We start from the raw sequence: 25,642 nt of genomic DNA on the forward strand, positions 1-25,642 counted from the left end.
CGTTGGAACAGGTATTGGTGTTTTAGCTGAAGTTATTAATAAAAGCTCTGACAAAACAGGGATTCGTGCGGTAGCCAATGTTATCTCAACATCTGATGAGATGATTAAATCTGGGACAATGTCTAACATTATTATTAATGGTATAACAATAGGCGATGTTAATAATATTAAGGCTGGTGACTCTGATGGTCGTTTGGTCCAATCATTTAATGCTGTTACAAACCAAACAGGTGTTGAGGCATACACAGATGAAAAAGGTAGACTAAACCTAAGAAGCATCGATGGGCGAGGCATTAAAATCTCTGTTAGCAAAAACCAAAAAGGTCAAGATGGCAAAGTTGCAGAAGTATCAGTAAAATCTATGAATGGTGGTCAAAAGTTAGATGGTAAGGGCTCTGAAAACTATGGGCGATTATCTCTTACAAGACTAGATTCTCGTGATATTGTAGTAATGTCAGCATCAAATGCTAAATCTTTATATAAAAGTATTGGTTTTGACAGCAGTCAGGTCGCAAAAACAGTTGTAAACTTGCGTGATACTATGGGAGCATTTAATAAAGATGTTAAATCTGCTGCTGGTTCAAACTATAACAAAGTTGTAGCAAGTGGTGGCGCAGAGCTTGGTGCTGGTGTAACAAGCTTGCGTGGTGCTATGGTTGTTATGGATATTGCTGAATCTGCGATAAAGATTCTTGATAGAATCCGTGCGGATTTAGGTTCTGTTCAAGGACAAATGATTTCAACTGTTAATAACATCTCTGTAACACAAGTGAATGTTAAAGCAGCTGAAAGTCAAATTAGAGAAGTGGATTTTGCACAAGAGTCTGCTAACTTTAACAAGCTAAACATCCTAGCACAATCTGGTAGCTTTGCAATGAGCCAAGCAAATACGGTTCAGCAAAATATTTTAAGATTGCTACAATAGCCGTATTTTCTAATTTTAGAAAGCCCTTAGTTATTGAGGGTCTTTTTGATATGTAGCATCCTAGTGTTTGTCTCCTGCTTCCCCTTTAAGCCAGGGGGGGCTTAACTAATACTTTATTTGGATTACTTACATATTTGGGGTTTGTGTGTGGGCGTTCGTTATAAACAATGATTGAATCATTGCAAGAATATGTAAGCAATCCACTTTAGCTTTGTTTTGGGGCTAGTAGTGTATCTCCAGCTTTTAGTCCCTTTGATTGCAAGAAACTTAGGGCTTTCATCTTTGGTTTATTTTCTGGGGTAACCTCTTTTATCCATAGCTTTCCTTGTTCACATGCAAGACTAAAGCTTTCTTTATTGAAGTCAATTTCTAGTATTGTGCCTTTTTGTGTTTGTGGTGTTTTTGCGTAATGCTCTTTCTCATTCATCGTTTTTTCGTAGCCCGTTTCTTCATAGGATATGATTGTATTTAATTTTAGCTTTCCGTATTTGCAGATAATGCTTACTCCTCTATCACATAGTGCTAAATATCGTAGATATGACTCTTTGGAATCATCAAGGTTTAATATACAATCTTGTTTGCTAATTTTTGCGCAATATGTAGCTTTGTGGTGAGCTTGAGCCTCTCTTATTAGCTCTCCTTTTTCACTAGCCTTTATTACAGAATCTAATAATTCTATACCATGAGGAGCTAAAGCTTTGAACACATCTGTTATCTCTAAAGACTCTACATCTTGGCGTGATAGGTTTTTTGTAGCAAGTATATCTCCTGTATCTAGGCTAGAGTCCATGCTAATTACAGTTAGCCCAAAATGTGCATAATTATTCATTATGCTATGTTGCACTGGGCTAGCCCCTCGGAAATACGGTAGGATAGAACCATGTAAATTTAAGCATAAATATCTATCTACAATAGAACTTGGTAGAATTTTCCCATATGCTACTACTACAATTGCGTCTATTGCTGTGCCATTAGATTCTATATTATTGAGAGTTTCTTTTATATCTATTGATCTTTGTGGCTGAAAATATGGAATATTTGAAGATAGTGCATATTGCTTTACTTCTGGAGCTTTTAGAATCTTTTTGCGACCAAATGGCTTATCTGTTTGCGTTATGACTCCTAGTATATTGTGCTTTATATGTAATCCTTCTAAAATATTTCTAGCAAAGAGTGGTGTTCCAATAAAAACAAGATTCAATATATATCCTTATATTAATGTTGGATAATGATTCTACTAGAATCTATATAATTATTCTATAGCGGCTTATTGTCAAGCTTAATATAAATTTATAGCTTTAATCAAATTTAGATACAATTCATTGTAGGTTTTTAAAAAGGGTTTTCATGAGCACTTGGGTTATGGCATTAATGCTTGGCGTGTCTATTTGTGTTGGATTTGTGGGCTTATTGGCATTCTTATGGGGGCTAAGGAATGGTCAGTTTGACGATAAAGACAGAATGATGCAAGGTGTGCTATTTGATGGAATAGAGGATTTAAATAGTGCTCATGATTTAGTGAGTAATTCATCAAATAGGCCAAAAAAGTAATCTGATAAACTATTCACATTTTTATAGAAAGGACAATTATACTATGAAGCATTATGATGTAATTATTATTGGAGCAGGACCTGGTGGTATTGCAAGTGCCATTGAATGCAAGAAGTTTGGTATAGATAATATTTTATTACTTGAGAAAACTGATAAGATTTGTGGAATGATTAGAGAATACTACAAAGATGGTAAGCGTGTAGATAAGGATTATAAGGGGCAATTAGTAGACTTAAAGGGTCATATAGATTTTAAAGATTGCAACAAAGAAATTGCGTTAACTCTTTTTGAAAATCTCTTAAGTGAGAATAATGTTGAAATTATTTATAACAAAGAAGTAGAGCAAGTTATTAAAAAAGACTCTATATTTGTCGTTAAAAGTGGAACAAATAGTTTTAGCTCGGATTTTATAATAATTGGCATAGGCAAAATGGGTAAGCCAAATAAGCCACAATATCCAATTCCTACAAAACTTAGAAAAAAGGCAAATTTTAATGTCAATGAATGTTTAGCTGGAGAGGAGATTCTGATTGTGGGCGGTGGTAATTCTGCGGTTGAATATGCAATTTATCTTGCCGGTGTTACAAAGACCACGCTTAATTATAGACGCTCTGAATTTAATCGTATAAATGACGAAAATGCTCGAGAGTTGCAAAATAGCTTACAAAATGGCTTAATCGGGAAATTTGGCGTTGATATTAACTCTTTAGAAGATGATAATGGCAGATTCAAAGTTAATTTTACAGATAACTCTAGTGCACATTTTGATAGGATAGTTTATGCTATTGGTGGGGTTGTACCTTTAGATTTCTTGAGGAAATGCGGTGTTGAAGTTGATTCTAATGGAGTTGCTTCTCATGATGAAAGCACCAAGCAGAGCAATGTAGAGAATCTATTTGTAGTAGGGGATTTGCTCTATAAAAATGGCGGCTCAATTGCAAAAAGTATGAATGATGCTTATGATATTGTAAATGCTATTAGTGTTGTAAAGAAATCTTAACAAATCTATAAAAGCTGATTTGTTATGTGTGAAATAATATTGCTTATAGAAATTAAGCTTTATTTACTGCTATAAGCTTGTTTTAAACGTAATTATCATAATTATCAATTAGAGCTTCAATATATTGAGGCATATTAGAGGAAACATGATTTGTATATTTGATATTGAGAGTATTCCAGATGTTGAGCTTTTAAGACAGATTTATGGATATAGTGGTGATTGTTTAGATGTTTGCAATCAAGCTTTTATGGATCAAAAAGATAAGAGTGGACATTCGTTCTTGCCGCTTAGCTTTCATAGAATTATCTCTATAGCCAGTGTGATAGCAGATGATTATGGTAGGTTTATTAAGGTTGGACATTTTGCCGCAAATGCAAGTATAGAGGATAGAGAAGAGATTTTATTGCAGGAATTTAGTTCTTTTATAAATAAGAAGAGCCCCCGTTTGGTAAGCTTTAATGGTAGAGGATTTGATATGCCACTAATTGCTCTTAGAGCATTGAAGTATAATATAAACCTATCGGGCTATTATGAGGTTGATAACCAAAATGCAGGTAAAAATAAATGGGAAAACTATCGTCAACGATATAGCGAAAGATTTCATCTTGATTTGTTTGATGTGTTGGGCAACTATGGTGCTACAAGAAGTATTGACTTAGATTCGGTTTGTAAAATGGCAGGCATTATGGGAAAATATGATATACATGGAGAACAAGTATTTGAACTCATTTTTAAGGAAAATAATATTGCTAAGGTTGATTTTTATTGTCAAAGTGATGTATTAAATACTTATTGGCTTTTCTTGAAATTCGAGCTTACAAAGGGTATGATACAGCTAAATCACTATTTGGAAAATTTGGCATTAATGCGAGATAATATTGTAGGAAATGCGCCATACGCAAATACTTTTATTGCGTGTATTGATAAGGAAATAAACAGATATATAAAGGACTAATATGTGGTTAAATACATCGTCATCTCAAAATTTACAAATGCAACTAACCATTCATAGTAAATTTGCAGACTATAAGGAGGATTCTGTTTGTGTAGAGCTATTTGATTCTCATGTTTTTGGACAAATAGCCAGAATTGTCTACAAGGATAGAAGCAAGCATAATGAAGAGGTGTTGATTGAGCGATTTCTTCACGCGCAAAGTGAAATGTTGACCTATATTCCATACTGCACTAGAATTAATATTAAGCGTGTTTTGCTTTTTGGAACACTAAACTGCCAAATAGCCCATTTGTTTGCAAATCTTGGTGTAGAGGTTGATGTTGTTTTGCCGCATATAGAAGCGTTTCATACATTAAGCGGTTTTTTGCCAAATTTTAAAGAGATTCAAGCCAATAATAAAATTTCCTTTTATCCCAACTTTTCTAGCATTAAACAGTCTGGTTATGACATTGTATTGCATCTAGGCGAGTTAAAGGCACATGAAGTCCAAGCCTTGCATAAGCTTTCTAGCGATGATGGCATTGTGATTTATAGATTAGAGAATCTTTATATAGAACCAAACCTTGCTCTATATTCTCTAGATATGGTAAAACCTCTTTTTAATATACTAATGCCATTTGTTATTTCTTGTTTGGATAATAGCTTTTATGCATTTGCTAGTAAGAGATTTCACCCATTAGCCGATTTGCTTTTGCAAAAGTCTGATATGCTAGATAATGTATTGTTTTATAATTCCAATTTACATACTAGTGCCTTTAGAATGCCAACCATGATTCATAATCTCATTTTGCCTTGTATCAAGAATTAACATAGCTTTTGAAAGTTGCTTAATATTGATTTATGTTTAATATTCATAAATACTTATTTTTGTGTTAAAGGCTTCTTAAGCGCAAAATGATTACTATTTATGATTAGATTCTTATAAGGATTGATATGAATTTTAATCCATATCCATTTGAGAGATTACGCAATTTATTAAGAGATTGTAATACACAAAGGACAGGTATAAATCTTAGCATAGGAGAGCCAGCCTTTGATTCTCCTAAGAATGTGTTAGATTCCATTAAAGAGAATGCTAGCAGCATTCGCTATTATCCCACCTTGCAGCAGGACTTAGTCCAAGCTCAGAGAGGTTTTGTGTCTAGGCGATTTAATATAGAGCTAAGAGATGACGAGATTATTCCTACTTTTGGCTCAAGGGAAGTATTGTTTAGTTTTCCTCATTTCCTTTGTTTAACGCATAAGCTTAAATCCACTAAGCCTACTATTGCTTTCCCAAATCCATTTTATCAAATATATGAAGGCGCACAAATTGCCAATAACGCAGATGTTATATATATGCCTCTTACAGAGCAAAATAACTTCAAGCCATCATTATGCAAGGAGGATTTAGCTAGAGTAGATATAGTGATTTTAAACTCACCTAATAATCCCACAGGGCAGATTCTAAACATTGATGAGCTTAGATGGTGGGTTAGGGCTGCTCTTAATAATGACTTTATATTAATTAATGATGAGTGTTACAGCGAGATATATGAGGAATCAAGCCCCCCTAGTGTATTGGAAGCTAGCATTATTGAGTCTAATAGCCCTAGATTTAAAAATGTATTTGCAATCAATTCTATATCAAAGAGGTTATCTGCCCCCGGTCTTCGTAGTGGGTTTGTTGCTGGAGATAAGGAGATTCTAAAGCCTTATAGAGTATTTCGTAGCTATGTTGGTATAAGTATGCCAATAGTGTTGCAAAGAGCCAGCATAGTGGCATGGAATCAAAATGAATATGCAGAGCATATTAGACGTAAATTTGCACTAAATTTAGCAATGGCTAGAAAGATTTTTTCTGATTGTCAAATCTTCCCATATGCATTTTATGTTTGGTTGCAAATTGGCTCTAAGGGCGTTTGTGATGGATATTCTATTGATGAGATGTTTGTTAAAGAACTTTTTAAACGCACAGGACATTTGGTTTTGCCTGGTTCATATCTAGGCAGGCAAGGGTTAGGTGAGGGGTTTGTGCGTATAGCTTTAACCCAAGAAGAAGAAATCATGAGAAATGTTCTTATGCAAATAAAGGCATTTAGAGATGATTTTATGATCTAATCTATGAATCTTACATTACTTGAACAGCTAAAGAGTTTGCCACAAAGGTCTGGAATCTATCAATACTATGACAAATATAATAGATTGCTGTATGTTGGTAAGGCAAAGAATCTTAAAAAACGTGTGATGAGCTACTTTGCTAAAGATCTTTCCCCAAACCCTAGAAATTCTATGAGAATAAGACATATGGTATCCCAAATCTGCTCACTTCAAATATTTGTTGTTGAAAATGAGAGAGACGCCTTGATTCTTGAGAATTCCTTAATCAAATCGCAGAATCCAAAATATAATATTCTATTAAGAGATGATAAAACCTATCCATATATTTGTATTGACAAAGATAGCAAATATCCTCGATTTGTAATTACTAGGCGAATTGAAGATAAAAAAGGCATGCTCTATTTTGGTCCATATCCGCGAGGAGCAAAGGAAATTTTAAATAGCCTTTATATGATGTTTCCATTAGTGCAACAAGCAAGTTGCCTTAAGGGGAAGCGAGTTTGTTTATATTATCAAATCCAAAGATGTTTGGGTATTTGCGAATTTGCTAGTCATGAGTTGCAAGCCAAATATGCAGATATTATAAGCCAAGCAATAAAGCTTATGCAAAATAAGAATCTAATGAAACAAGAATTGCAAAGGCATATGCTAGATTCTGCTAACAAAGAGCTTTTTGAGCATGCACGATTCTTTAGAGATTGCATAAGCGTCATTGATGACATTAACTTCTGCGCATTTGATTTAAAGAAGCATTATGATTGTGATGTGCTTAGCTTTGTTATGAAAGGAGGGCAGGGGGTTTTATTAAAACTTTTTGTTCGCAATGGTAAAGTAGATAGCATGTATCATATATTTGTAAAAATTTCGCGTCATATTTTGGCATCTAATCCCAAATCTTACAACGAACGCACGAATGAGTCTAGCTCGGAGTTTGAGCTAGAAATCTATACTCAAGCTCTTTTAAAGATTAGCCAAGATAAGACATTGGCAAAGGAGCTAATAATCGCCAATATTACAGAATCTAATTTTATTTTATTGCAAAAACTAGCTAAAGAAGGGCTACAAGATTGTATCCCTAAGCTAGTTATGCCAAAAAGGGGGGCAAAACTAGAGTTAGCTAAAATTGCAAATGACAATGCTATACGGTTGCTACATGATAAAGAGACATTCTTTGTAAGTGAAAATGAGACTATTGCTAGCATTGCAGAACTTTTTTTGTTAGATAGGGAGATTGCTAGTATAGAGGTGTTTGATACAAGCCATCATGCAGGAAGTTTTTGTGTTGGAGCAATGATTAGTTATAGCGACAATGATTTTTGCAAGGAGAAATATAGACATTATAATCTTAGTGGCAGAGACGAGTATTCTCAAATGCGAGAAATGCTTACAAGGCGTGCTCTAAGTTTTGATTCCTTAAGTCCGCCTGATTTATGGGTATTAGATGGAGGTAAGGCACAAATTGCAATAGCTTTAGAAATTTTAGAATCTAGCAATGTTAATATTGATGTTATAGCTATAGCAAAGGAAAAAAGGAATGCTAAGGCATATCGCTCAAAGGGTGGTGCAAAGGATATTATACGTTCAAGGGATTTGGAATTTAAGCTTGATTCTAATGATTTGCGTTTGCAATTCTTACAAAAATTACGAGATGAGGCACATAGGTTTGCCATAACATTCCATAGAAGCAAAAAAACAAATTCTATTGGACAGCAAAAGTTATAGGGTTTATGGTTGCTAGTTTATATTGCTGTTCGACTTTGTTTTGTTGTATTAGCACTTATTGTTAAATTTAATGGGATTGCTTTAGTTTATTCTTTGTCGCGTTTATTGTAGCAACTTTAGTAAGTTGAGATTTTGTTTTTAAAATTTTTATGCTATTGTTTAATTCCTAATAGTGTGTCAATCATCTTGTCAATGGTTGTAATTACCTTTGCATTTGCTGCATATCCACCTTGGAATTTGATAAGATTTACCATTTCTTCATCTACGCTAACCTGGGATATTGCTAAGTGTTCTTTTTTGATTGCTTCTAGTATGCTTTTTTTTGTATCTAGTGTAATCTTTACTTCTTGTGTTTGGTTGGCAACTGCGCCTGTAGTGAATTGATAGAATTCATTAATCTTCATGTATTTCTTGTCTAGCTTATTTTGATAGAACTCTACTTCATCATATTGAAGCTGTTGCATCATATTTGCTATTTCAAAATTCCCGCTAACAGGCATTAGCCATGGGCGAATCTTAGTAGAATCTTTTCGGTATTCGTATTCTAGGTTAATGCTGCTAGCATCATTACCTGCGAAGAATCTGTTGATTCCAAATGCTCCAGTGAAATTTGTGCCGTGGTCCTTTAATCCTACATAAAGCCCTTTTGTAGGATATTTTGAAGTAATCTTGAACTGTTTAGAATCATCATCATAATATGCTGTGAAATAATCATCAAAGTCATCTAGCGCATTATTATTTTTATTGTCATCTGTGTTAGCATTGATTTGCTTTACTATATCGTCCATGGTTGTTGGTATATCTATATTTATATCTTTTGATGCCAACACCTGACCATTGGCGTTGTAGGCATATAAAGTAAACTTACCCATTTTAATGTTATAGTTTGTATCCCTTAACGCCTCATTCTTTCCAATCCCCAATAAGTCACTTTTTATTTCCTCTGTGCCGCTTTGAGCATATATTGTGTTTGTAGCTTCTATAAGCCCTCTTGCAAAGCTATCAAGCAGGTTCATATAATATTGTAGTTTGCCTACTTTTGTGCCGTCATATCCATTGTTATATAAATCGATTAATGCACCGGCCTTACCCTCATCAATTTTGTCTGTGATGTCTACATCTTTGAAATCATATCCCCTAATATACAGGCGATTTAACCCAGCGGCATTATTGGTTTTGTTTAATATGATTGGGTGGAAGTTTGCTCCATCTATCATACTAAAACCATGCCCAATAGTAAATGTATAATCTTCATCAAAATCTGCAGCCTGTGCTCCTACAATATTATTTGCCTTTATCTTATTTTTAAATACGTTACCTCCTACTATTTCCCTTAAGCGAAACTCTAATTCATCTCGTCTATCTCTAAGCTCATTTGCTTGCTTTAGTGTTAAGCTATCTTCCATTTCTTTCATTTTTTTGTTTATTTCTGCGATTTGCTTTCCTAGCTTGTTTGCATCATTTATTTGTGCTTCTAGTTCCTCGCTTTTCTTACGTTGCAGTATTACTAGTTTTTCTTTAGTATCATTTATATTCCTTGTTAGAATCATGGCATTTTTTGCTAAAACTTGCTTTTGCGCAGTGTCGTTTGGGTTTTTGGCGATATCTTTCCATGAGTTGAAATATTCCTCTAAGTCATTGTAGATTCCAACACCTTCTACATCAGGAAAAAATGTGCTAGCCTCACGAAGTGCGGCAAACTGTGTATCAAAAAAATTATGCTCTGTAGCTGCTTTTGAGTATCTCGAGAATACAAATTCATCATGCAATCTCTGTATAGAATCAACATCTACACCTCTACCAAGATTATAAGTTGGATAATATAGTGGAGTTTCAGGATGAACTATTACTCTTTGTCTTGTGTAAAATTCATCACTTGCATTTGCGATATTGTTACCTGTTACATTCACCATTAGCTGGTGGGCATGCAATCCGGTTGTGCTCGTATGAAGTGAAGATAGAATACCTCCCATTTGATCCTCCTTGTCTAAACTTCAATCTTTAGTAATTGACTTTGTTCTGCGCGACTCTTATAATCAGCTTTCTCGCGTGGAATAAGCCTGTCTGCAATAGATGTATAAAATTCACTTAGCGCAAAGGCTATATGAGCATAATGCCTATTTATTGACTTTAGCTCTTCCAATGCCTTGCGCATATCTGCTAGTAGCAGATCAGCTTTTTCATCTAGTATTTGTGCAATATTTAAGTGAGGATGCTTTTTTGTTAAATCTATAATTTCTTTATCAATTCTGCTTTTTGCATATTCAAATTCCTTTATAGCAACAGCCTTTGTGTTACAACGATTGAAGATTACTTCATGATTGGCAACCTTTATATCGTCTATATCCTCTTGCGTAAATTTGATTAATGAGTTGAGAATGTTAATTGCTTCTTGCAAATATATATGTAGTGAGTCTGTTTGTATCATTTTAAAGCCCCAATGATTGAACAGACAGGCTATCATAATAGAAGGATTGAACTACTAAATTTGTCTAGTAGCCAAAATATAGTGTTGTCATTTTAAGGTTAGATATAAGCAACAAACACCAAATTAAAAACCCAAATAGCTAAATGAGTTCTTAAAATTTAAGTCAAATTATATAAATTTCCATCTTATACGAAGTCTGTCTTAATATCATACATTAAGCAAACTTTGTGCCATTTTATCAGATGTAGCCAATAGGTCTATCTTATATGTCCCGTTTTTAATCTCCTCCTTAATTCGAGCTATTTTTTCTTCTCGGAGTTTTTGTGCTGTGTTAAACTCTGATATTTTCTCTAGTTCGAATATATCCTTGTTTATATTGTTATTTTTTTTATCTTGCACATTACGATTAAACTCATTCCTTAAATCTCTACTTTGTGCTTGTTGGATTGATCCCATTACGCTGCTTGCAACTCTCATAATGTCTCCTTACATTAATAAATCCACATCAAATAATCGGCAATTTTATAATTTAATTAACCGTTTTCATAATTTCTCGCTTCAGATTCTCTATTGTTGTAACAGATCCTTTCCTAGTGCTTTCATAGGAATTAGTCCCCTTACTACTGTATGTATAAAACATAACAAAGCCCATTGCACTCAAAAATAATATAAAGACTATCGTGGGATAAATAAAATCTTTCATAAATTACCACCTTAGACACAATATTTATGAGCATAATGCCGAATCCTATTCCAAATCTCCATATCTTTAGAATCTTTCTCAAGATTCTAACTAAGTGGAGAATATTATGATTTAGAATACAGTTTTGATATAATACCAACTTTAGTTCCAATCAAATATCTGCTTATATAGCAAATATAATGCCATTGTAACACATTTTAATTCATTGATTGATATTTCTGTCTAAGGAATCAATATGCGTATTAGCTTTTTGGCAGTGTGCTACTTTGCATTTTGTGCTTTATTGTTTGCGGGTGATATTTATAACGCAGGCGTACAAAAAAGATTCTATGCTAGTTATGCTGAAAGAGCTAAATGGGAATATGGCTTTACGTTGCTTGGGTTTCTTGCTAAAAACAATATCCCAGAAAGCACATATTATTCTCTTTCTCCAGAGGACAAGGAGCTAGTTGCAGATGTAAAAACAGATTCGGAGATTTTTATTGTTAGAGATTCTAATGGAAATCTTTTGCAGGCGTTTTTGCCGCTTAATGCCGAGACACAAGTAAAGATTTTCTTTGATTTCAAAGAGAATTTATACAAGATGAATATTATCCCTATAATTTCCCTAGAGACTAAGCAGAGAGTAATGGCTAGGATACAAAGCGGTGGTTCTCCATCTAGTGCACTCTATTCTGCCACTAAGGATCCTAGACTAAATCAAGAGTTTTTAATGGCTTATAGATCTAGGCAAATTGTCCAAAAAGGCGATCGTATAGCGGTTATATATTATCGAAAGTATAGACTAGGTAAACCTATAGGTTTGCCTACCATAGAGTCCATTGCGGTGGAATCACAAGGAAGATTTAGTTATTTGTTTGGATTCCAAAATCGCTATCGTGATGAAGATGGCAAAGAGATGGCTAGTTTTCTTTTGATTAATCCAGTGAAGTATCGCCGCATTAGCTCGAAATTCTCGTCAGGCAGAAGACACCCGGTCTTAGGCTATGTGCGTCCTCATTATGGAGTAGATTTTTCAGCTCCAACAGGCACAAAAATATATGCAGCAGGAGATGGTAGGATTATCTTTGCGGGGGTAAAGGGAGGCTATGGTAAGGTTATAGAAATCCAGCATGATGGAGGCATAAAGACATTGTACGCCCATATGAGCAAAATTGGTAAGGCATCTAAGCCGGGAGCATTTGTGAGACAGGGCACTTATATTGGTGATGTAGGTAGCACAGGGCTTAGCACAGGGCCACATTTGCATTTTGGTGTATATAAGAATAATATGCCAATTGATCCATTAGGGCAGATTAAAACAGAGCGTAGTGAATTAAGCGGTAGCACCAAAAAAGCATTTATGGAGTTTACTAGCAATGCTAAACAAGAAATCAAGAGCTTCATAGCCAATACAGTAATTCCTGATGATACCAATTCTGTGGTTGTTCGAACTCTTATTGGAGTGAATGATTCTCAATCTTTGCAAGATGAAGGTGAAGATGAGGTTAATATTGATACATCTAATGGCGCAGTAGAATAAGTATAGGAGCTAGAAGCCTAAATATTTAGTGTTGCTTTTATAATTGCTTGATGCTGTTTGATATTTAGATTCTCTGTAATCCTTATGACTATGGTTTGATTTAATATTGAATATTGCTAGATATATTTAATTTGTTTATTTGTAAATTAACTAATATTTTTTACGCTAAATCTTAAATTAGCCCTACCAAAAATCAGCACTCTTAATTATAGTAATTAAAATATTAATACTATCTTACAGTTGTAGCAAGTTGTTCTACTTAGTTATGATGTATCCATCTCCAAATAATCCAGCTTGCATTTCATCTGGCGCACTTACTTCTGCGCTCACCTTGCGAGTATTTACATCGACTGCTGGATAAATCTTGTAGATTTTGGATTCCATTTCTGCTCCCTTACCATCAATCTTGTAGCGGTAGACATCTCCTATTTTCACTAATGGGAGATATTTTGAATCAAATTGTATAACAAGCTTTTTTTCATGGCTTACAAGTCTAAAAAGTTTAGTTTGATTAGCTCCTACGCCATCTCCTAGCTCTATATTTTTGCTAGCTATTATGCCATCAAATGGGGCCACTAATGTAGTTCGCCTTAGCATTTCGCTTTGGTATTGCACACTGTATTGTAGATTATTATAGGTGCTTTCAAGATTTTTGAAGTTGGAGTAGTTTTGCTCAAGAGTGTTTTTATCAATAGCATTACCTGTTTTTTTGTATCTTTCATATTGATTCTTTGCAAATACGTATTGCGCTTTTGCCCCCTCAAGCTGTGCTTTTTGCATATTGACGTTTTGGATTCTATCTTCATTAGATAGTGCTAGCAATGGATCATTTTTCTTAACCTCGCTGCCCACATCTACAAATATGTTTGCTACAATACCACTAGTATCCATCATCAGATTAGAATCTCTTATTGCAACAACATTAAAGATTGCATATACTTTCTGCTCTGCTAGAGCCATCATCAGAGTCATCAAAAATAACAAAGTGATATTTCTCAATAATTCCTCCTTAAAAGATTATTATTTTATATATTTATCTATCTCTTGCCCGCTATAAAAGATATAATTCGCCTTTTGTGTCTCATAGTTGTTTAGGGCTTGTATGAGTGTAGATTCTGCATCATATTTAGTGCTTAGTGCTTGCATATATTCCGTGAATGTTACGATGTTTGCTTCATACCTTTTCTTCATATTATCGTATGATAGGTTTGCTGATATAAGGCTTGCTTTTGCGCTTTCGATCTGATTTTTAGCTAATGTTATTGCCATCCTATATAGCTCTTCATCTTTTTTCTGCTCATTCTTCTTATAGTTTAATATTTTTTCATTTGCAATTGTAGCAAGAGCAAAAGATTGTTTTTGCACACTCTGTCCGATTTTGGCAAATAAACCATAATTAAGTATTATCCCAAAAGAATTATGATGATCTGCATATGTTGCCGCAAACCCGCCAATTCCACCTGATCCCATTAGTAGTTGCTTAGCAAAGTCTGGAATCTGTATATTGTATGTGTAGGTATTTTGAAATATTAATGATGGATAATAATGCAATTGAGCATTTAGGTGTTTTTGTGCTTTGATTTGGAATTCAAGGGATTTAATATCGCTCCTATCCTCTAGCAAGTATGTTGGGTCAATTATACTTATACGCTTGATATTTTCTATCTTTGTGTTAGCTAGGTATTCTAGAGTAAGCATGCTTTGGGTTAAAGCCAATTGGGCATCATTAATCTGATATTCTGTTAATGAGGCTTGGGATTTTAGAGATTCTAAATCGCTAATTGTTTTTAGACCTTGCGCATATAGTTTTTGCACTCTATCCACATCGGAGCGAATTTGTTGTAATTTTTGTTGCAATGTCATTATAATAGATTCGTTATTGAAATATATGTAATACTGTTGCACTATTTGTAGATATATATTTTGCTTTAGATATTTTACATCATATACATTCTTTTGCGAAATTGCCCCCTTTTCTTTTATAGCTTGAAAGTTAGCGTAATCTAGTGTCCAATTAAGATTTAGCTGTGCGTTTTGTGTTTGCCAGCTAATTGGTGTGCTAGCTGCCGTATGATTAAAGTTGTATTTGGCATCTAGGTTTGGGATAAGAGCTAACTTTGAAACAAGATAGTCCTTTTGTGCCTGTTCACTTAGTAGATTTTGTGCTTGGAGAGATAGATTATTGCTTGCACTGTTTAGTAGCTCCTTTAATGTTATGCCATCTTTACCACTTTCCCTTAAGACAGATTCTAATTGATTGGAATCTTTAACTTCATTTCTTCTGTTTTGCTTTGTATTTTGCCCAATATTTTGTTGGAATAAGAAGTTTGCTGAATTATTTTGTTTATTGGTTTCTTTTGCAATGCCAAATGACAAAGAGAGTTGGGCTATTAATATTGATGCCAATATGTATATTTTTGTTATGATTTTTTTATACAAAGACTCATATAAAGACATTAAAGAGACTCCTAATGCAATCTAAAGCAACTTTTTGTTTGGTTGTGTGGATTGTTTTAATATGACATAAATTAAGAAAAATATTTGTATATACAATTATGCTGTGAATGGTATTTATAAAAAGTAAATATAGCACTATGCCTTTTAGAATATAAATAATCCTATCATATGGATTTTGTATAATTCTTGGCTTTGAAATTTTAAATTTGGAAATCATAATGGCCAAACGAACACTTGTTTTGGGGATTAGCGGCGGCAGTTGCTTAGAACTGAGCCTACATTTTATTAAGAATTTACCCTTAGATATTAAGCTTTTTGTAGTACCAACCAAAAATGCTTACACAGTGTGTCATGTAGAAAAAAAACAAAACTTAAGACGGCTAATCGCAGATTTACGTGTTGATAATTTAGAGATTCATGATTCTATTAGTAGTTGTCTAGCTAGTGGTAGCTTCTTTTTTGAATCTTGTATCATTTTGCCTACAAGTAGCAATACTCTATCTTGTATTGCAAATGGACTTCAAGATAATCTCCTAACCCGAGTTGCTGCTATTTGTCTAAAAGAGGGGCGTAACCTGGTACTTGCCGTACGTGAAATGCCTTTGAGCGCGATATTGCTAGAAAATATGGCAAAACTCTCATCTATTGGTGTTTGCATAGCCCCGCCTATTGTTGGATACTATAGTGATGTTTTGGATTTAGAATCATTGCATAATTTTCTTATTGGTAAGTATTTTGACATCTTGCATATCGAGCATGATCTCTTTAAACGTTGGCAGGGCACTATGTGATTTTTATTTTCAAAACATTTATGTGAGCAAATAGGCTAGCTAAGGATATAAAATTATCCCTTTCTGTTATCTATAGTTAGCTATAGATACAGCAATGATATTAAATCATAGCTATTGTTTGATTTGTGTTAGAACCTTTTGCAAAGATTCATTTGTTGCATCTTGTAGGGCTTTTATTGGATTTGTGTCTTTAGATTGTGTGATTATGATTCCATTTTTTATGCGTTCATAATCAAACCGCCTAAGTTCGTAGTGCAAATACATATATCCTGTATAGCTTTGATTTTCAGAATCAAGCTCCACATACATTTCATTAATATAAATTTGCAGTGTGTTCAATTTTTGGCTAACGGGTGGATTTTGGTCAATTTGTATGCAAGCATTTAATCCAGCTTTTATAAAGTTATTGCGAATCATATTCTTAGGCAAATCAATCCATTTATAGTTTTCTAAGATTGTGATTTCAGACTTTTTATCATAAACTAAAATATCCTTGCCATCATATGGAGATAGGACTGAAATGCTGATTCCAAAGGCAGTGTCCATATTTTTGCAGCTTGGATTTAACTTAATGTTGTCTAGGTTGTAATAGGCTTGTTGTGGTAACACAGATTTAAGCTTTACAGTAACACATCCCCCAATTAATATTGGAGATAGGGCAAAAAAAATTATCCTAATGTATCGAGTTAATAACATATAATATCCTTAGCCTTAAAATATGTTTAGTTAGTTTCGCTTGCCAAGTAGAGCGTCATAAGGATCTCTCTCTAGCCTATCTAAAAAGTGGCTTATTTTCTCTAGTGATGTATTGAAGAGATAAATGCTGCCTTGTGCACCATTAATAACTGGCACTAAAAGATCTTTAAAGCTAAAATCTCCGCGCAATATCACTTTGTCTATATCTTTTATAAGCTTGTTTGCGCTTATTAGGGTTTCGTCTATATGCGCCTTTGTGCTTTGAAATGAGTTTAATGTGCCTATTAGTTCCTCCATTATCTTGCCATCTGTCATAACCTTTATATTATTTAAGATTTGTTGCATATCAGAACTCATTCCTTCTGCACTGCCCATTAGTCTGCTTAGAGCATTTTTGGTTAGTGTTAGCTGTGCTTTATCGCTGTCTTCAATAACATTACCATATTCGTTTTGCTTGAGATTTAGATAGCCCATTCCCACAAATCCATCAGAATCTATGACCAATTCAGACCCTTCTCTAACAGGAATTTTTTTATTAATTGCTACGTTAATTTGCACTGTGCCGATATCGCCATCTTTAAATCCAATTGATACTACATTGCCTACGCTTATGCCTTTATACTTTACAGGTGTATTTACGCTTATGCCTGCAATTTCGTCTTCAGTATAAACATGGTATATTTTCATTCTTCTTTCATCAATCCCGAATTTACCTATCCAAAAAATAAAAGCAATCATGGCTGCCGTCAAAGCGCAAAAGATTGCACCAATTACTATGTAGTTAATGTTGCGCTCCATAATATGTCCTTATTGTGAATTTGTTAGTTTATTTCTTTCCAATATTTCTCGCCCCTAGTGGAGTGAAAGAGACTTCCTCTATGCATACCGGCGTTTGCCTCTTTGGCAAATTCTTCAAGTGTACCGCTGAATTCTATATTTTTATTTGTCAATAGTATAAATCTATCTGTTACATTTTTTATACTATCTAGGTCATGTGTAATCATTACTATTGTTACGCCCGTTTTTTCTTTCATTGATAGAATCAAATTGTCAAACTTACATGCGCTAGCTGGATCTAAGCCGCTTGTTGGTTCATCTAAAAACAATATATCTGGCTCTGTGCTTAGAGCCCGAGCAAGAGCCACACGCTTTCTCATACCCCCGCTCAATTCATTTGGGTATTTATTGCATATATCAAGATCTAGCCCAACTGTTGATAACCAAAACTTTGCAACCTCTGTATATAGATTCTTTGGAAAATAAGAATATTCTTTTAGAAGGCTTGTTACATTTTCTAGCACATTTAATGAACTAAAGAGTGCTCCAAATTGAAATACGACTCCCATTTTGCGCATGATTGTTTGTCTTCTATTTTCTTTTAGATTCCATATGTCAGCATCTAGAATCTTTATGCTACCACTCTTTGGTCTATGCAAGAAAATTAAAGTATGCAGCAATGTAGTCTTCCCGCTCCCGCTTCCGCCAAGTATAGAGAATATTTCACCCTTATTCACATGGAAACTAATACCATTATGTATGGGGGTATCTCCATAATTAGTATAAAGATTGTCAACTTCAATAATATTCATAAATCAAACCTTGTGAATATGAAAGAAAAAATTGCATTTGCCACGATAATCCAAAATATCGCATTCACCACACTAGTAGTAGTCATTTTTCCAATTGATTGAGTGTCGCCTTTGCATTCTAAGCCTCGAAAGCAGCCCACAATTCCAATTATTGCACCAAATACAGGAGCCTTAACCACGCCTATCCAAAAGTGAGAAATAGATACTGTCTCATAAAATCTTTCAAGATACATTTCAAAGCTTATGTTTACACTTGTTTTTATTGCTACCATTCCACCAAATAATGCCACAGCATCTGCAGCAAACACCATTAAGGGCATTACAATGATTAGTGCCAAAACCCTAGGGATAATAAGAAAATAAAATAGACTTAAGTTCATAGCCTGCATGGCGGATAGCTCTTCTGTTAGCCTCATTGAGCCAAGTTGTGCCGTGAAGCTTGATGCGCTACGACCAGCAATGACTAGAGCTAGGATAAATGGCCCCATCTCTCTTAATGCAAGCTTTGCTGTGGTATCTACGCTCATAATTGGCACACCCATAGAGTTAAGCTGATATGCGCCTTGTAATGTAATAGCATAGCCAACAATAAGAGAGACTGCTAGTCCTACAGGTAACGCCCTAAACCCTTGTTCATAGATATGATACGCTAGTGAACTTAGTCGGAAATTGCTAGGATTAATGCAAGATGCAGCAAAGAAATACAAGAACATGCCAATAAAATTAAAAAATGAAATTGTGTTTTTGTAAAAATTAGTGCACCATTTTCCGATACCTTCCAAGAATCTAACTAGCATATTCTTTCTTGGAATCTTATAATCAACAGATATGTTTATATTGTTGCTAGTTTGTTCATTTGCATTTGTATAGACTATACCATTGATAATAATCTCATAGTAATCTGATAGTAAGAATTGCAACAATGAGATGATTTGTGGGTTGTCAATATATACTGATACTTTGCTAAATCCATAAGTATGTAAGATGTCTTTAAGCAACATCATAAATATGATTCCAACTTTTGCTTGCTGAAAAAGTATATGAATTTCACCTTGTTGTTTTTGTATCTGTGATCTTAGGGCGTTAATATATGTTTGCTTAACAAAACTATCCCAATTACCTTCTATTATTACAGTATCATCTGGGATTTGTATATTGGCAAAATTTTTGCATAATAATTGCACTTCGTTATCTGCAATAATCACTAGCCCACCCTTTTTTAATAGTTGCCAATTTATTTGTTACGAGAGTGTAATTCTACCTATATTTATTATAAAAACAAAGTAATCTTTGTTTGCTAAGTAAATGGGGCTTTGATAAATTATAAATATTCTGTAATTTCTCCATTTTAATTCCATATATTCTTTTGTTGTTTTTAGCAGTGTAATTCCTAACGTTAAGTTTAACATATTATAAGCTATTTTCTGTATGGCAGTATTATATTTATGATGTCTGGCGATATAATTTAATAGACAATAAGGATATTGTATGAGAAATCTTGCAGAGCAATTTAGACCAAGAAAACTTGATGATTTCATTGGTCAACAGCATTTACTAGGCAAGAATGCGCCATTAAGGTTAATTCTTGATTCTTATCAAGATTCTAATACGGGCTGTCAAATACCTCACATTATTATATTTGGTCCAGCAGGCACGGGTAAAACTAGCTTGGCTCGTATTATTGCTAAATTATTCAATAATGTCTTACTTGAGTTTAATGCGACTAACTTCAAGTTAGAATCTCTTAAGAAAGAATTATACAAATATCAACACTCATTTATAAAGCCTATAATCTTTGTAGATGAGATTCATAGATTGAATATTGCCCAACAAGAGTTCTTTTTGCCAATCTTAGAAAGAATGGATGCGCATTTTATTGGAGCAAGCACGGAGAATCCATTTTTTTCGTTAAGTATGCCATTAAGAAGTCGCTTATTTATTTTTGAGTTTAAAGCATTGACACGTAAAGATATGGAATCTATTTATGAAAAGGTAGTAAATATATATCCGCCAAAGCATGATTTTGAGCATGTGAAGCAATGGCTTTTGGATAGGCATAATGGAGATTGCAGGGCATTTTTGAATTTACTAGATATTGCTATGGATATGGATTCTAAGGATTTAGTAAGTTTGAAAAACCTAGAGCAAATTACTAAGCATTCACAAGGTGTAAGACAAAAGGATATTCACTATGATTATATATCTGCTCTTATAAAGTCCATTAGAGGAAGTGATGAGAATGCGGCTATTTATTATCTTGCATGTTTAATACAATCAGGAGAGAATCCAGAATTTATTGCTAGGAGACTTGTTATTCTTGCAAGTGAAGATATTGGCAATGCTAACCCAAACGCGCTAAATCTTAGTGTAAACACAATGAATGCTGTTAGCAAGATTGGTTATCCAGAGGCAAGAATCATTCTTGCACAATGTGTAATATATCTCTCTTGTTCGCCTAAGAGTAATAGCTCATATTTGGCAATAAATTCTGCACTAAATGATACACAAAATAGTATTGATAATGTTCCACCTCATTTACGCACTCATGCTAAGGATTACCAATATCCACATGATTTTGGTGGATATGTAGAACAAGAGTATCATGTAGGGAAAATATATGTAGAACATAAGAACATTGGATTTGAAAGAACATTGCAGGAGTGGTTAACAAAGATAAAGGGAATAGATAAATAAAGTTTATATATGTTTTAACTCATAGCTTGATTGTAATCGAATATCTTCTTAGTTTCTTGATTTTTAACTATCACTTATTTGATTCTAATTTGATCTTTTGCTTGTGGTTTTACATGCTTGTTTTGCTAAATAGCAATTCTTGCTCACCTTTAAGTTATATGTTATAAACACTCTAATGGCTATTGTTGGTCAATGCTATATATGTAATTATGTGATATGGCAAAACAGATTTTTGAGATTTATGAAGTTTCTATATGTCTAAGTTTTGTTTAAAGTAGTTTGCATTTGTAGTATGCAACCTACTATTGCTTTGCTATAGAATACTACTTAGTTCCACATTCAAATACATTTGCGTGAACTCTATAAGAAAGAATTTTTCCATTTTGTGGAATTTTCTGCCAAGCTGTGCAATCTTTTTCTTCATACTGCCCATCTTTGACTCTCATTTCACAAATCATAGCTTCTTTTGTTAGTTTAACTAGAATTCTGCTATCTTCATTTACTAATTCAGATGCCCTATTTCTCAAGTCATTAGTCGCGCCCTCTCGGATATCTTCAAATGAAGGTGGAACTTTTCCATCTGAACTGTCTTTGCCTTCTACCTCACCCAAAAGCTTGCAAGTATAAGGAACACTATGTGCAACTGCAATACCTCTTGCTTCTTCATTAAGCCTCTTTGGCTCATATGCTGGTAATTGTGGCAGTTTGATATACGGAGCTGATTTTGTTACTGTAATCTCCCTTGCGGCATCAACTGTAACTTCAGCTTCTCTGCTGTAGCTTACCTTACTACTTTTGCTTGAGCTCTTTGAACTGCTCGAACTACTGCTATTGCTGCCACCACTACTTTTAGATGAGCAAGCTACGAAAAGAGACACTGCACCTAATGCTACTCCAACTTTTACCAAATTACTTACTAAATTACTTTTCAACATCTTTCTACCTTAACTTTATGATATTTTTAGAATAACTATTATCTTGCGCCGCAGTCATACACATTTGCATGAATTCTGTAAAATAGGATCTTACCGTTGCTAGGAATTTGTGTCCATTGTGTGCAATCTTTCTCTTCAAATTGATCTTCACTGGCTCTAAGCTCGCATGTCATTGCTTCTTTTACTGGCGTTAATACAATTCTGTCTCTTGCATCAACTAAATCCATTGTCCCATTCCTTAGGTCGTTTAACGCTCCCTCTCTAATAAGCTCGAATGAAGGTGCTGAACGTCCATCAGAGCTATCAATCCCTTCTGCTTCTCCTAGCAATTTACAATTCAATGGAACACCATTAACAACAGCGATACCTTTAGCTTCCTCTATTAGAGGTTTTGGCTGATAGGTTGGCAACTGAGGCAGCTTATAGTATGAATATGGGGCAGCTTTAGTAATAGTTAGTTCTCTAGCAACGTCTATGCCCTCTTCTCTTGATTTTTGATTTCTAGGCATATTATCATTAGAACCAGAATATGATTGGGAATCTTCAACTTCTACATCTACTCTAACATCATCAGCAACAGCAAAAGACATCATGGATAAAGACACAAATCCTGCAATAAAACCTTTTTTTATAATATTATTTAACATGTTTATATACCCTTTTTACAATTATTATTAAATATTTAATGAAATTTCAAAGACTAAAATAATCTATTTTTCGCCACATTCAAATACATTTGCGTGAATTCTGTAAGAAAGAATCTGCGAATTTGCAGGCAACTTATTCCACAATGTGCAATCTTCTTCTTGATATTTATCCTTCTTAGTTCTAATTTGGCAAATCATAGCTTCTTTTGAAATAGAAAGCATAAGCCTTTGTCCACCCCTAACTAGATCTGCGGCTTGATTTCTTAGATCATTAGTTGCACCTTCTCTAATTTGCTCGAAAGTAGGACCTGCTTTGCCGCCTGCTTCATCCTTACCTTCTACCTCACCTAATACTTTACAGTTATAGGGAATACTATATGCCACGGCAATTCCTCTTGCAGATTCATTGAGAGTCTTTGGTTCATACATTGGCAATTGAGGATCTATAGAATAACCTACTGATTTATATACAGCAAGCTGCCTAGCATTAGGCTCTATTTCATTCTCATATTTGCTGGATTTCTTGTTCTTTTTGGCAGAACTCTGCCCGGAGCAAGCTACCAACATTACAACAGCTCCAATTGCTAAACCTACTTTTGCAGATTGGCTTAAAACTTGTTTATAATTTAGCATTTTTACACCTTTTTGACATAGAATGGATAACATATATTTTAAAAAACTATTGGGAGACTTTCCTGTAAGTTCTTTAATTATGCATAATAACAAAAAAGAAAAAAAAAATCAAGATAAGGCTAGGATTTTATATCCAATTAAGGCTCAGTTTTGTTAACTGTAATATTTTGATTGCATATTTATTAATAAATGGTTTGATTACTACTAGCTTAACTTAATCTTTTGTATTTTTATTTATATAGTGTTTATATTATTATGTGGCATAATGGTTATGCCATAATGCTACTGTGTTATTATATTAAACTATTAAATTTTAGATTATTAAAATTAAGTTTAGGAGGTGTTTTACAATGTTAGCACCTTTGATTTTGCTGCTGTTTTGTATTGGTTTTTGTTTTATTGGAGTTTATGGTAGCAATGTTCAAGTGCCAGATTCCAAGTTAAATTTCCAATCCTCAATGTCTATAGATTCCAGCCAATTACAGCATTATTCTATTATTGATGACCTAAGAAAAGCGTTTAATGTATATTCAACTATGAACACAGATTTGGATAGCTATTCTGCATATGCAAATTCCTTAATTCCATTTAGCAGTAGCTATTTGGATACTAGATTTTTTATTAATATTTTTGATGAGAATCAAAAAAAGCTAGATATTGCTAATATCCAACCTCAAGATAAGAAAAATATAATTAAGTCTTACTTAGATAACCTCAAAGCTAGCAAAATTGCTAATACTCCTTCGCTAAAAGTTATTCCTAGGGATATAGAGCCATATATGGATATAGCTATGCTTTCTCCTACTTGCAGGGCGAGGAAGTTTGATTTGGCTAAAGTAGAGACATTAGATTCTAAGGTTATTCTAGAGCAATTAGCAAAGGAGTGTAAATTCTCCATACAATACAGTCAAGATCTAAAAAAGATTAATAATACTAGTGTTATTTATGCTAAGCAGCAGTCCCTAGATTTTATTCTTAAGATGTTGCTTAGAGATGTATTTTATGAGATACAGCCTCATAGACTTATAGTCAAAGGTATTGATATGAGAATCTTTGAGCTAAATTATGTCTCTAGTATGAGAATGGCTCAAAGTAATACTGATGTCTTATTTTCACAAGAGCAAGGGGGGTATTATAGCGGCGGATACTCAAGCTATCCTAATAGTTATTTTGGAGGTTATGGTGGATATAGCCTAGGCGGCTATCTGCCTTCACAAAATCTTACTCAAAATCCATTATTTAATTATAGTGCTATAGAGGGCAATATTATTAAGCAACAATTGCGTAGCCAGATGAACAACAATGTTACGCAATTTGGCAAGAGCGGCACAAAGGTGTATTCACTTGATGAGTCTAATTTTTGGACAGATATAGAATCTAGGCTAAATGTGTTGCTTGATGTAAAGCTTGGTGATAAATTTACTATAGATAAGGCAGCAGGATTGGTGTCTGTTTGGACAAGCAGAGCGAAGATGGAGGAAGTATCGCTTTTACTTGCTAATATAGAATCTAAGATGAATTTGCAAGTGTCTTTAGACGTTGAGATTCTAAGCCTTACTCATTTTAGCTCTAGTAATGTGGGTATAGATTGGCAGGAGTTGTTTAGAATATTAAATCCAACCCAATCTGGATTCTCATTATTTGGAGGTGGAGGCACTATTTTCACTTTGCAAAATAGCACTACAAACTTAAATCACTTGCTAAATTTTTTGAAGACTTATGGTAGCCTAAGAAGTCTTAGCAATCCAAAAATCATTGCTCTAAACAATCAACCCGCAATTATTAGTGTAGGTTCTGTTTTGCGCTATTCTCAAGACCTAGTTTATCAATCCAATAATGCCAACAACACTATACAAAATACTAGCACGCAATATCCTAGCGTATTTGCTGGAATCTTGCTTGATATTACCCCATCAATTAGCGGTGATTATGTGATTCTAAGAATCAATCCTTCAATAACTAAAACTAAAGATCCAAACTTAGAAAATGTTGCCCAAGCTCTTTCATCTCCACCAAATCTTAGCACTAATCAACTTTCTTCCATTGTGAGACTTCGCACAGGTCAGAGAGTTGTTATAGGTGGTTTACTAAGCAATGTAAATCAGTCAACTACGAAATCTATTCCAAAGCTTGGTGAGGTAAAAGGTCTGAAAAATGTGTTTGGTAAGGAATCTAGATTGCAGAGAAATGAGGAGCTAATCATAATTATCACGCCCCAGATTGTAGATTAAGAGTTGCAACAAATTCAAAATTTAGACGTTATCTAAATCCATATACACAAACTCAAATAAATT

25 protein-coding genes are annotated in these 25,642 nt (G+C 34.0%); 11 read left to right on the forward strand and 14 right to left on the reverse strand.

Features of this window, described 5'->3' with window-relative positions; translation table 11 throughout:
• Positions 1 to 925, forward strand: a 925-nt coding sequence (locus LS73_RS07995; protein ID WP_268903011.1) for a flagellin, incomplete at its 5' end; no start/stop codon positions are given.
• 205 nt (positions 926 to 1,130) lie between these two features.
• On the opposite strand, the gene LS73_RS08000 is transcribed toward LS73_RS07995, so the two are convergent.
• Positions 1,131 to 2,126: a methionyl-tRNA formyltransferase gene (locus tag LS73_RS08000; protein ID WP_034559371.1), complete on the reverse strand. Its 996-nt coding sequence runs from the start codon at positions 2,124 to 2,126 to the stop codon at positions 1,131 to 1,133.
• Positions 2,127 to 2,272: 146 nt separating this feature from the next.
• Between LS73_RS08000 and ccoS the strand changes: the two genes are divergently transcribed.
• The 6 genes from ccoS to uvrC all read left to right on the forward strand — a co-directional run bounded on the left by ccoS (position 2,273) and on the right by uvrC (position 8,253).
• On the forward strand, positions 2,273 to 2,476 hold the full coding sequence (gene ccoS, locus LS73_RS08005) for a cbb3-type cytochrome oxidase assembly protein CcoS (RefSeq protein WP_034559370.1): 204 nt from the start codon (positions 2,273 to 2,275) through the stop codon (positions 2,474 to 2,476).
• 43 nt (positions 2,477 to 2,519) lie between these two features.
• Positions 2,520 to 3,476, forward strand: a complete 957-nt coding sequence (locus LS73_RS08010; protein WP_104692116.1) for an NAD(P)-binding domain-containing protein — start codon at positions 2,520 to 2,522, stop codon at positions 3,474 to 3,476.
• Positions 3,477 to 3,621: 145 nt separating this feature from the next.
• On the forward strand, positions 3,622 to 4,431 hold the full coding sequence (locus LS73_RS08015; RefSeq protein ID WP_034559368.1) for a 3'-5' exonuclease: 810 nt from the start codon (positions 3,622 to 3,624) through the stop codon (positions 4,429 to 4,431).
• Between the two features lies 1 nt (position 4,432).
• The gene (locus LS73_RS08020; protein WP_034559366.1) at positions 4,433 to 5,239 is read left to right on the forward strand and encodes a class I SAM-dependent methyltransferase; all 807 of its coding nucleotides are present in this window, start codon (positions 4,433 to 4,435) and stop codon (positions 5,237 to 5,239) included.
• 125 nt (positions 5,240 to 5,364) lie between these two features.
• Complete coding sequence (locus tag LS73_RS08025; protein WP_034559363.1) at positions 5,365 to 6,531, forward strand: succinyldiaminopimelate transaminase; 1,167 nt, start codon at positions 5,365 to 5,367, stop codon at positions 6,529 to 6,531.
• Between the two features lie 3 nt (positions 6,532 to 6,534).
• Entirely contained in the window at positions 6,535 to 8,253 is a 1,719-nt protein-coding gene (uvrC, locus tag LS73_RS08030) for an excinuclease ABC subunit UvrC (RefSeq protein ID WP_034559361.1), read from the forward strand.
• A gap of 152 nt (positions 8,254 to 8,405) precedes the next feature.
• On the opposite strand, the gene flgK is transcribed toward uvrC, so the two are convergent.
• From flgK to LS73_RS09850, 4 genes are all read right to left on the reverse strand, one after another.
• Positions 8,406 to 10,226 carry a flagellar hook-associated protein FlgK gene (gene flgK / locus LS73_RS08035; protein ID WP_034559359.1) on the reverse strand — a complete coding sequence of 607 codons (1,821 nt, stop codon included), beginning with the start codon at positions 10,224 to 10,226 and terminating at the stop codon, positions 8,406 to 8,408.
• Positions 10,227 to 10,240: 14 nt separating this feature from the next.
• Complete coding sequence (locus LS73_RS08040) at positions 10,241 to 10,681, reverse strand: hypothetical protein (protein ID WP_034559357.1); 441 nt, start codon at positions 10,679 to 10,681, stop codon at positions 10,241 to 10,243.
• Positions 10,682 to 10,888: 207 nt separating this feature from the next.
• Positions 10,889 to 11,158 (reverse strand): flagellar biosynthesis anti-sigma factor FlgM, encoded by a 270-nt coding sequence (locus tag LS73_RS08045; protein ID WP_034559355.1) that lies wholly within the window; start codon positions 11,156 to 11,158, stop codon positions 10,889 to 10,891.
• Between the two features lie 52 nt (positions 11,159 to 11,210).
• Positions 11,211 to 11,384, reverse strand: a complete 174-nt coding sequence (locus tag LS73_RS09850) for a hypothetical protein (RefSeq protein ID WP_158654964.1) — start codon at positions 11,382 to 11,384, stop codon at positions 11,211 to 11,213.
• Between the two features lie 235 nt (positions 11,385 to 11,619).
• Here LS73_RS09850 and LS73_RS08050 point away from each other — a divergent pair, with 235 nt between their 5' ends.
• The gene (locus tag LS73_RS08050; RefSeq protein WP_052089950.1) at positions 11,620 to 12,906 is read left to right on the forward strand and encodes a peptidoglycan DD-metalloendopeptidase family protein; all 1,287 of its coding nucleotides are present in this window, start codon (positions 11,620 to 11,622) and stop codon (positions 12,904 to 12,906) included.
• A gap of 255 nt (positions 12,907 to 13,161) precedes the next feature.
• Here LS73_RS08050 and LS73_RS08055 read toward each other — a convergent pair whose 3' ends face one another.
• Together LS73_RS08055 and LS73_RS08060 are read right to left on the reverse strand one after the other, a co-directional pair.
• Positions 13,162 to 13,878, reverse strand: coding sequence for an efflux RND transporter periplasmic adaptor subunit (locus LS73_RS08055; protein WP_034559383.1), 717 nt, complete (start codon positions 13,876 to 13,878; stop codon positions 13,162 to 13,164).
• A gap of 48 nt (positions 13,879 to 13,926) precedes the next feature.
• Entirely contained in the window at positions 13,927 to 15,363 is a 1,437-nt protein-coding gene (locus tag LS73_RS08060; protein WP_052089947.1) for a TolC family protein, read from the reverse strand.
• Positions 15,364 to 15,581: 218 nt separating this feature from the next.
• On the opposite strand from LS73_RS08060, the gene LS73_RS08065 reads away from it, so the two are divergent.
• A complete protein-coding gene (locus tag LS73_RS08065) occupies positions 15,582 to 16,154 on the forward strand; it encodes a UbiX family flavin prenyltransferase (RefSeq protein ID WP_034559351.1) in 573 nt (190 codons plus the stop codon).
• A 111-nt stretch (positions 16,155 to 16,265) separates the two neighbouring features.
• On the opposite strand, the gene LS73_RS08070 is transcribed toward LS73_RS08065, so the two are convergent.
• The 4 genes from LS73_RS08070 to LS73_RS08085 are packed head-to-tail and all read right to left on the reverse strand — an operon-like array spanning position 16,266 to position 19,644.
• Positions 16,266 to 16,850: a hypothetical protein gene (locus LS73_RS08070; protein ID WP_052089946.1), complete on the reverse strand. Its 585-nt coding sequence runs from the start codon at positions 16,848 to 16,850 to the stop codon at positions 16,266 to 16,268.
• A 30-nt stretch (positions 16,851 to 16,880) separates the two neighbouring features.
• Positions 16,881 to 17,648 carry an MlaD family protein gene (locus tag LS73_RS08075; protein ID WP_034559349.1) on the reverse strand — a complete coding sequence of 256 codons (768 nt, stop codon included), beginning with the start codon at positions 17,646 to 17,648 and terminating at the stop codon, positions 16,881 to 16,883.
• A gap of 23 nt (positions 17,649 to 17,671) precedes the next feature.
• Positions 17,672 to 18,439 carry an ABC transporter ATP-binding protein gene (locus LS73_RS08080; protein WP_034559347.1) on the reverse strand — a complete coding sequence of 256 codons (768 nt, stop codon included), beginning with the start codon at positions 18,437 to 18,439 and terminating at the stop codon, positions 17,672 to 17,674.
• On the reverse strand, positions 18,436 to 19,644 hold the full coding sequence (locus LS73_RS08085) for an MlaE family ABC transporter permease (RefSeq protein ID WP_034559345.1): 1,209 nt from the start codon (positions 19,642 to 19,644) through the stop codon (positions 18,436 to 18,438). The genes LS73_RS08080 and LS73_RS08085 overlap by 4 nt, the downstream gene beginning before the upstream one ends.
• Positions 19,645 to 19,927: 283 nt before the next feature.
• On the opposite strand from LS73_RS08085, the gene LS73_RS08090 reads away from it, so the two are divergent.
• Complete coding sequence (locus tag LS73_RS08090) at positions 19,928 to 21,133, forward strand: replication-associated recombination protein A (protein ID WP_034559343.1); 1,206 nt, start codon at positions 19,928 to 19,930, stop codon at positions 21,131 to 21,133.
• A gap of 323 nt (positions 21,134 to 21,456) precedes the next feature.
• Here LS73_RS08090 and LS73_RS08095 read toward each other — a convergent pair whose 3' ends face one another.
• The 3 genes from LS73_RS08095 to LS73_RS08105 form a co-directional block, all read right to left on the reverse strand.
• Entirely contained in the window at positions 21,457 to 22,068 is a 612-nt protein-coding gene (locus LS73_RS08095) for a DUF4156 domain-containing protein (protein ID WP_034559341.1), read from the reverse strand.
• Between the two features lie 38 nt (positions 22,069 to 22,106).
• On the reverse strand, positions 22,107 to 22,715 hold the full coding sequence (locus LS73_RS08100) for a DUF4156 domain-containing protein (RefSeq protein WP_034559340.1): 609 nt from the start codon (positions 22,713 to 22,715) through the stop codon (positions 22,107 to 22,109).
• Positions 22,716 to 22,778: 63 nt separating this feature from the next.
• Positions 22,779 to 23,348: a DUF4156 domain-containing protein gene (locus LS73_RS08105; RefSeq protein WP_034559339.1), complete on the reverse strand. Its 570-nt coding sequence runs from the start codon at positions 23,346 to 23,348 to the stop codon at positions 22,779 to 22,781.
• Between the two features lie 350 nt (positions 23,349 to 23,698).
• Between LS73_RS08105 and LS73_RS08110 the strand changes: the two genes are divergently transcribed.
• Positions 23,699 to 25,579 carry a hypothetical protein gene (locus LS73_RS08110; RefSeq protein WP_052089944.1) on the forward strand — a complete coding sequence of 627 codons (1,881 nt, stop codon included), beginning with the start codon at positions 23,699 to 23,701 and terminating at the stop codon, positions 25,577 to 25,579.
• Positions 25,580 to 25,642: the final 63 nt, after the last annotated feature.

Origin of the sequence: Helicobacter muridarum (assembly GCF_000765805.2) — a bacterium.
GTDB lineage: Bacteria > Campylobacterota > Campylobacteria > Campylobacterales > Helicobacteraceae > Helicobacter_A > Helicobacter_A muridarum.

Coding starts and splice junctions, on each gene's coding strand:
- ccoS (WP_034559370.1), top strand. CDS start 2,273: ATGAGCACTTGGGTTATGGCATTAATGCTTGGCGTGTCTATTTGTGTT.
- LS73_RS08010 (WP_104692116.1), top strand. CDS start 2,520: ATGAAGCATTATGATGTAATTATTATTGGAGCAGGACCTGGTGGTATT.
- LS73_RS08015 (WP_034559368.1), top strand. CDS start 3,622: ATGATTTGTATATTTGATATTGAGAGTATTCCAGATGTTGAGCTTTTA.
- LS73_RS08020 (WP_034559366.1), top strand. CDS start 4,433: ATGTGGTTAAATACATCGTCATCTCAAAATTTACAAATGCAACTAACC.
- LS73_RS08025 (WP_034559363.1), top strand. CDS start 5,365: ATGAATTTTAATCCATATCCATTTGAGAGATTACGCAATTTATTAAGA.
- uvrC (WP_034559361.1), top strand. CDS start 6,535: ATGAATCTTACATTACTTGAACAGCTAAAGAGTTTGCCACAAAGGTCT.
- flgK (WP_034559359.1), bottom strand. CDS start 10,226: ATGGGAGGTATTCTATCTTCACTTCATACGAGCACAACCGGATTGCAT.
- LS73_RS08040 (WP_034559357.1), bottom strand. CDS start 10,681: ATGATACAAACAGACTCACTACATATATATTTGCAAGAAGCAATTAAC.
- LS73_RS08045 (WP_034559355.1), bottom strand. CDS start 11,158: ATGAGAGTTGCAAGCAGCGTAATGGGATCAATCCAACAAGCACAAAGT.
- LS73_RS09850 (WP_158654964.1), bottom strand. CDS start 11,384: ATGAAAGATTTTATTTATCCCACGATAGTCTTTATATTATTTTTGAGT.
- LS73_RS08050 (WP_052089950.1), top strand. CDS start 11,620: ATGCGTATTAGCTTTTTGGCAGTGTGCTACTTTGCATTTTGTGCTTTA.
- LS73_RS08055 (WP_034559383.1), bottom strand. CDS start 13,878: ATGACTCTGATGATGGCTCTAGCAGAGCAGAAAGTATATGCAATCTTT.
- LS73_RS08060 (WP_052089947.1), bottom strand. CDS start 15,363: ATGTCTTTATATGAGTCTTTGTATAAAAAAATCATAACAAAAATATAC.
- LS73_RS08065 (WP_034559351.1), top strand. CDS start 15,582: ATGGCCAAACGAACACTTGTTTTGGGGATTAGCGGCGGCAGTTGCTTA.
- LS73_RS08070 (WP_052089946.1), bottom strand. CDS start 16,850: ATGTTATTAACTCGATACATTAGGATAATTTTTTTTGCCCTATCTCCA.
- LS73_RS08075 (WP_034559349.1), bottom strand. CDS start 17,648: ATGGAGCGCAACATTAACTACATAGTAATTGGTGCAATCTTTTGCGCT.
- LS73_RS08080 (WP_034559347.1), bottom strand. CDS start 18,439: ATGAATATTATTGAAGTTGACAATCTTTATACTAATTATGGAGATACC.
- LS73_RS08090 (WP_034559343.1), top strand. CDS start 19,928: ATGAGAAATCTTGCAGAGCAATTTAGACCAAGAAAACTTGATGATTTC.
- LS73_RS08095 (WP_034559341.1), bottom strand. CDS start 22,068: ATGTTGAAAAGTAATTTAGTAAGTAATTTGGTAAAAGTTGGAGTAGCA.
- LS73_RS08100 (WP_034559340.1), bottom strand. CDS start 22,715: ATGTTAAATAATATTATAAAAAAAGGTTTTATTGCAGGATTTGTGTCT.
- LS73_RS08105 (WP_034559339.1), bottom strand. CDS start 23,348: ATGCTAAATTATAAACAAGTTTTAAGCCAATCTGCAAAAGTAGGTTTA.
- LS73_RS08110 (WP_052089944.1), top strand. CDS start 23,699: ATGTTAGCACCTTTGATTTTGCTGCTGTTTTGTATTGGTTTTTGTTTT.